Below are 6,961 nucleotides of genomic sequence, written 5' to 3'. Positions count from 1 at the left end.
AGGAAGAATTTGATTATACCAATGATAATATTTTTATTTCAAAGGAATATAAATTCATTACTTATGTTCCTCTCCTTGGAGACTTTGTTAATTTCACAGATAGTAATCATTATACTATCGAAATCAACCCACCCCTCATCGCACGCAATAAATACCTCTTCAATAACAGCCAACCTGACCTCGCCTACCTCCTCCATGAAGACACCTTCTTCCTTAAAACACTGGTCAAATCCTTTGGCTATACCAAAGAACCTAAAATAAACGATCTGGTCATGAATGATTACCTCAACATGGAGGACAATCAAATAGCCACCGTAGGAGAAATTATCTTTGTAAAAAATGCCAAAGGCGTATTAGAAATAAAAGAAGAACTTCTCAAATGGATATCAGACCATACACAGGTAAACGATAATAGAATGGCGGAGGCGTTAAGTACGTATGTTGACGCATTATATGAGAATGTTAACAATGAAAAGTACACTCATAACCCATTCACTTATTTTTCTCTTAACGAAAAAAGAAAAATTTCCGCATATGCGGCAATTACTTATGATCCCCTTTACAACAAATTTACCCAGAAAAATGCCCGGATATGGCCTGCTACAGGCATCCTTGAATACTTGCTTGTACATGATACAGGCCTCGCTGATTATCTTAAACAGCAGCATTACTTCTCCTTACCAGCATTAAAAAATGCGGTAGAAGCACTTGAATAAGTGCCAAGAATTCAAACATTTATTTCGATGATCTTTCTTTACTAATTTGTTGCTCTAATCTTTCCACACGGGCATTTAACTCCTGCACGCTTTTCAGCAACAGGCCCACTGCATTCATCATGTCCAGATGATCATGCTTCTCTCCGCAAATAATGGATGGCTCGTCATCAGCAATGATCCCGATGACTTTTTTTCCAGGATCTTTTTTATATTCAAACTCACAAATTTTAAGACTATCTATGATTTTAATAGCATCCAGCTCACATGCTTTAATATTCATTTTTAATGCTCTTAAAGAAGGTTGATTGAAGCCGGTAGCAGTGATGCTTCCTGTTACGATTCCATTGCCACCTACAGTAAGATTTCCGCCTAAGGTACCTGCACCGGATACATTGAAGTTAGCAGTTTGCTGAGAAGTACTATTTTTAATAAAGTTCGCAGAGCCATCAACAATATATCCATTCGCGTCAGTTCCTAACGCTACCGCATTCGTCAACTGGTTTAATCTATAACCTGTTCCATCAATTGTAAATGTCTTACCTGACGGAGAGTTTCCTCCTATTAACTGTACAGGAATATAAGTCCCTGCCGCAGTACGATCCGCTCCCGCAAAAATTGCGGCACCTCCGGTATAACCTACTTCAGCCGCAGGTCCTGCACCGCTTCCACTCAAATACCATCCTTTAAACCGGCCCTGTCCCGCCCATTCCGATGATCCTGTCCCACTTATCCTTCCGACTTGTGTCGCCCCTCCATAGAACTTCCATCCAACACCTATACTATTGGATGGTACGCTATTCCATATATTGGAAGCCTCCATTCCCATACCAAAATCAACAGTACTACCGGGTGCCCCTGAGGCTAAGATTACTTTTGTGCCAGCGCTCCTTACACCTGATGCCGGCGCCCCAAGTCCCCCGCCTGTAAAATATAATATGTTGGATGTTGCATTAGCTAACGTAACTGTGCCTCCGTTATATAGCAAATTTGTTGGCTCTACACTCAAGTAACCTGTCAGAGAATTATTATTTGGATAAAGATTCACCTTCCCCTGGTCACTTATCAAATAAATATCTTTACTTGTCTTGCTGGCCATACCTACAAGTCCCATTCTCGTAGTTCCATCGGCACGCATGAACTGCAGATATGACTGAGTAGAATCGACGCCATCAGCTCCCCTTATTTTGGAAGCATTTCCTCCAATAAATCCATATGGCATATCAACAACGCCACTCCCCGAATTTATTTCCATTCTTTTCACCCACGCTGATCCATTATGTATCCATGTAGATACACCCGGATTGATATCTCCATTTAATTGAAAAATAGTTCCACGTGTTTGAAGAGCATTAAACAATGCTAATCCACCTGAAACAACATCACTACCATCTCTCTTCACTTGAAATTGTGCCGTGCTGAATCCACTTCCTGCAACGGAAAATCCTCCTGGCTGAGCGGTAGCTGTTTGAAGCTTCACAAATCCACTACCAAAAGGAATCGTATCCTGCCCCACGATCGCCAGCGAATTATCAGACAGCATCTGCAGCCTTAATTTCCGGAACTCTGTTCGCCCTTTTCCTTTGTTAAAAAGAAATCCCAGCGTATCCTGCGTATGATTTTCAATAATCAATTCCGCCGTATCACAGGCACTATAAATACGAACACTATCTGCGCGAATCTGGTATACGGTCTGTGCGTAGGAAACACTGCTTAATAAACAAAGCAGGAGGGTACGGAATAAAAATTTCATAGAATAGGCAACTTATGGGTATAGAATTTTACTGCATAGGGTTTACCGCTCTCTCAGCGTAATACAAGGCAAATATATAAATAATTATATGTATAGGGGAGATATATAAAAGAGCTACGCCAGGTGAAAATCACCTGGCGTAGCTCTTTTTATTAAGGTTCTTTTTTCTCTATTTTCTCTTTCTGATAAGTTTCAAATGATTGCTTAATGTATAACATCAGATCATATTCCGACGCACTGTTCAGGAATTGATACCCTGGTCGGTATTTATACATAAAAGAATCCAACTCGGGACTTTGCAACTTGGTCATTTTACCTACCAACTCCGTAGAATACCGGTAATCGATAAATTTCTCTTTCTCCCAATAAAGCAATTGCTCATGGAACTGTTCTTTCCGCTTACGCACCTTACTCGGAACTAGATAAGTTAATGCCGTGATAGGATTTGCTGGCAAGGTTTTCAGCACGTCCATCGCCCCCGGCTTATGATAATTAAAGTACCGTCCGTATTCATCCCGCAACGCCATAGAGTCATTGCGATAATTCTTTCCTTGTACGTTCACCCCCTGCAATTCAAACATCCGTTTCTGCAGATATACGTCCTGAGAAGAAGATAACATGGGTACAATAATCAACCTGGGCGCATAGCTCAACATGGAGAATTCAAGTGTATCTCCGGGAATGGCTTCCATGTAATAACGCCCACTTTCATTACTCAGTGAACCTGTCATAGTCCTTTTGTTAACAATTGAAACAAAAGGCAATCCGGTTTTGGTTTCCTGATCCGCCACCATCCCAGACAACCGCACCTGTGCGACAGTAACCTGCATGCTAATGAAAAAGAAAAAAAACAGTGCTCCGATATATGTTGTAAAACGAATCATGAATATAGTAATCCTTCAAATTTAATGTTCCACCCGCAAATGAAAAGTTAAAAAACAGGGGAAATATGAGTGCTCATCAACAAAAATATTAATTATCAACATTATAAATATCCCTCTAATCACTTATTTTTACGATTATCTCAGATTTATCCTGTAAAAGTCATGCCACAGAAGATCATTTTTGCTACGCAGCATTACCAGTATTTAAAAAATAAGATACTGTCAAGCACAGGTGCTACCTGGGAAAATGGGGAATTAGAGATACGTGATTTTCCAGATGGGGAACATTATCACCGCATTTTGAGTAATGTCAGCAACAAAGAAGTGATTTTAATAGGTGGCACTATAGACGATAAAGCAACGCTCGAATTATATGATCTTGCCAGCGGCTGCATACAACTCGGTGCTTTTTCACTCACGATCATCATTCCTTTTTTCGGCTATTCTACCATGGAACGAGCCGTGAAATATGGTGAAATTGTCAAGGCAAAAACCCGTGCAGTACTGTTTTCATCACTCCCTAATACTTCCAGAGGCAATAGAATTGTGATGATCGATCTTCATGTGGATGGCATCACCTGGTATTTCGAAAATGATGTGCGCCCTGTTCATTTATATGCAAAAGACTTCGTGAAAGACGCTGCCATGGAACTCGCTGCAGGAAAGCCTTTTGTACTCGCCAGCACCGACGCCGGCAGAGCTAAATGGGTAGAATCCCTGGCCAATGATCTCCATGTTCCAGCCGCTTTTGTATTTAAACGCCGCATCTCTGGTGACGAAACAGCTATCACCGCCATCAGCGCCGATGTAAAAGATAAAACCGTTATCATTTACGATGATATGATCCGTACTGGCGGTTCACTCATCCATGCGGCAGAATCTTATCATGAGGCCGGTGCAGCAAATATCTGTGTAATAACCACCCATGGCATCTTTGCAGGAAATGGCTTTGAAAAAATCAAGCAAAGTGGCCTCATTAAAAAAGTAATTTGCACAGATACACACCCTAACGCACTCACGATAAATGACGATATGCTACAGGTAAAATCGGTCGATCAACTTATCATCAGCTACTTTAATTCTCAACATTCCTGATCCCCGTTGGCAAGCTATTTGTTTTCAACCGCTTGTGAGCTTAGTAGCAGAAAACCTGCTCACACTGCATAGCATCAACAGCAATCCATAAAATCCAACAAACAATTATGCTCGATTTTCGTATACTCGAATACGGTAGTTGTGATTATCACACCATGGTAGACCTTCGCAGTGAAGTACTGCGAAAACCACTGGGGTTAAGCTTTTCAGCTGCACAACTACAACAGGAAATAAATGACATCTTCATTGCAGGGTTCACTGTAATCGATAATAAAGAAACACTTGCAGGCTGCTGTATTCTTACGCCCATCAGCGAAAACACCGTGCAGCTAAGGCAAATGGCCGTATCACCAGCACTGCAGGGAAAAGGAGTGGGAAGAGAAATTATTGCTTTTGCAGAAGAATATGCACGCAACAACGGCTTTGATATACTCACCATGCATGCCCGCAAAGAAGCCACAGGCTTCTATCATAAACTAGGCTATCAATCTTGTGGAGAAGAATTTACAGAAGTGGGAATTCCGCACTACGAAATGAGGAAAAACCTAAAATGATTTTTTTTCTTCTGCAACCCATTGTAGAAGCCATTTTGATTGTATTGTTATATTGATGGACAATCAATATAACAAGAGACAGCAGAAGATTCCTGTCAAAAAATTTTGTAACCAAATCTTAAATTATACAATGAGAAGCCATGTACTAGCCTGGTCGGGGCTGTGCTATGCCTTTTTCTGCTATACCTCCAGCAGCGCATACGCAAAACCCGAAGGGTATCTCACCGCAAAACAGCAAGCTGATACCACCGTTCCGGTAGTGATTAAACCCGCTGCAGCTGATTCCAGTATTAAACAAAAACAGGATACAGCTCCAAAAGCGACTCCTGTACAGGATACCACCAAACCTAAACAAGACACTGCTGCTAAAGCCGCTCCCAAAGAGGACACCGCACTCATCCTCCCTCCGGATCCGGCTACCGCAAAAAGTGAAGTAGGAAAATTTTCACTCACCGGTACCGTGAAAGATGATAAAGGAACGCCAATACCCGGCGCTGTCATCCGTAATAAAACCGCTAAAATAAATGCACAGACAGATCCTACAGGAAATTATACCATCAAGGCTGGCATCAGGGATACCATTCTGGTAACAGCAGCTACCTTTGGCGACCAAACCATTCCCATCGAAAAAAGAGGTGAACTGAATATTACCCTGGTACCCTCCAATTCCACTAAAAAAGTGTTGGGAGAAGTGGTAGTAACCGCCCTCGGTATTAAAAAGAATCCACGCTCCGTTGGTTATGCCCTGCAGGAAGTGAGCGGTGGCGCGGTACAGGAAGCCAAAGAAGTAAACTTTGTAAACGCACTCTCTGGAAAAGTTGCCGGTGTACAAATAAGCACCAACACCGGTTCCATGGGCGGTTCCAGCAAAATCACCATCCGTGGTGTGAAGTCAATCCTCGGAGATAATAATGCCTTCTTTGTACTGGATGGTGTTCCCATGATGAATAGTATCACCAACGCAGCCGGCCAGCAAAATGGCGGTGGGGGATACGACTATGGTAGCCCGCTGCAGGACATTAATCCGGAAGACATCGAAAATATATCTATCCTGAAAGGCGCCGCCGCCACCGCATTATATGGCAGCCGCGGTGCAAATGGTGTAATGCTTATCACCACCAAAAAACGCCCGGATAGCGAAAGAGGTATTGGCGTTACCTATAGTCTTAACGCGCAAATAGATCAGGTAGCTGTATTGCCTAAATATCAAAACCAATACGGTGGCGGTACTGCCGGCAGCTTCGATACCCTCTATTACAACGAACACCCGGAAGGATTTCTGAATGAACAAAGCGCTACCTACGATGATAATAACGGCAGAGGGAGATACGACCTCCTCCCTAAATACGCTGTAGATGAATCATGGGGCCCCAAACTGGATGGACGCAAAATCCGCCCCTACTGGTCATGGGATAAAAATAAAAACAATCCTTACTTCGGACAAACAGACTCCTGGTCCGCACATCCGGACAATGTAAAAGACTTCTACAAAACAGGGTTCACATTGACCAACAATATCTCCATGGCCGGTAGCAACGACAAAGGCGCTTTCCGCCTGTCTTACGGCAACATGGATCAAAGCTTTGTGCTGCCAAATGCGACCAATAAAAGAAATAACCTCTCCGTGAACGGTAATTATGAAGTCACCAAAGGCGTAAGAGCTGTGGCTTCCGTTAACTATACCTCATTGAGAGTAAAAGGCCGTCCCGGCACCGGATTCGCCGGACCAAACCCAACCCTTCAATTTACCATGTACGGACAGCGTCAGCTCGATATCGACATGGAAAAAAGATACAAATACGATGATGGCTCCCAGATCACCTGGAACCGCAAAGCTTGGAACGACCCAGGAATTTCCTCCAGCAACGGCCCATACTGGAATCGTTACATGGACTACGAAACAGATGGCCGCAACAGACTATATGGCTATGCCGGCGTAGATATAGATGCGACCAAATGGCT

Annotated in this window: 6 protein-coding genes; 4 read left to right on the top strand and 2 right to left on the bottom strand. The window is 42.8% G+C overall.

What is annotated here, in order from left to right; genetic code table 11:
• Positions 1-716, top strand: a 716-nt coding sequence (locus VIP81_RS07075; protein ID WP_331957830.1) for a hypothetical protein, incomplete at its 5' end; no start/stop codon positions are given.
• A gap of 19 nt (positions 717-735) precedes the next feature.
• On the opposite strand, the gene VIP81_RS07070 is transcribed toward VIP81_RS07075, so the two are convergent.
• Positions 736-2,466, bottom strand: a complete 1,731-nt coding sequence (locus VIP81_RS07070; protein WP_331957828.1) for a tail fiber domain-containing protein — start codon at positions 2,464-2,466, stop codon at positions 736-738.
• Positions 2,467-2,618: 152 nt separating this feature from the next.
• On the bottom strand, positions 2,619-3,260 hold the full coding sequence (locus tag VIP81_RS07065) for a hypothetical protein (protein ID WP_331957832.1): 642 nt from the start codon (positions 3,258-3,260) through the stop codon (positions 2,619-2,621).
• A 252-nt stretch (positions 3,261-3,512) separates the two neighbouring features.
• On the opposite strand from VIP81_RS07065, the gene prs reads away from it, so the two are divergent.
• The 3 genes from prs to VIP81_RS07050 form a co-directional block, all read left to right on the top strand.
• The gene (gene prs, locus VIP81_RS07060; RefSeq protein WP_331957826.1) at positions 3,513-4,445 is read left to right on the top strand and encodes a ribose-phosphate diphosphokinase; all 933 of its coding nucleotides are present in this window, start codon (positions 3,513-3,515) and stop codon (positions 4,443-4,445) included.
• A gap of 107 nt (positions 4,446-4,552) precedes the next feature.
• A complete protein-coding gene (locus tag VIP81_RS07055; RefSeq protein WP_331957824.1) occupies positions 4,553-4,999 on the top strand; it encodes a GNAT family N-acetyltransferase in 447 nt (148 codons plus the stop codon).
• 130 nt (positions 5,000-5,129) lie between these two features.
• Positions 5,130-6,961, top strand: a 1,832-nt coding sequence (locus VIP81_RS07050) for a TonB-dependent receptor plug domain-containing protein (RefSeq protein ID WP_331957822.1), incomplete at its 3' end; no start/stop codon positions are given.

The sequence above is a fragment of the Chitinophaga sp. genome (assembly GCF_036566945.1).
GTDB lineage: Bacteria > Bacteroidota > Bacteroidia > Chitinophagales > Chitinophagaceae > Chitinophaga.
Note: the sequence above shows the minus strand (reverse complement) of the source record. Positions and strands in the feature narration are given on the sequence as shown.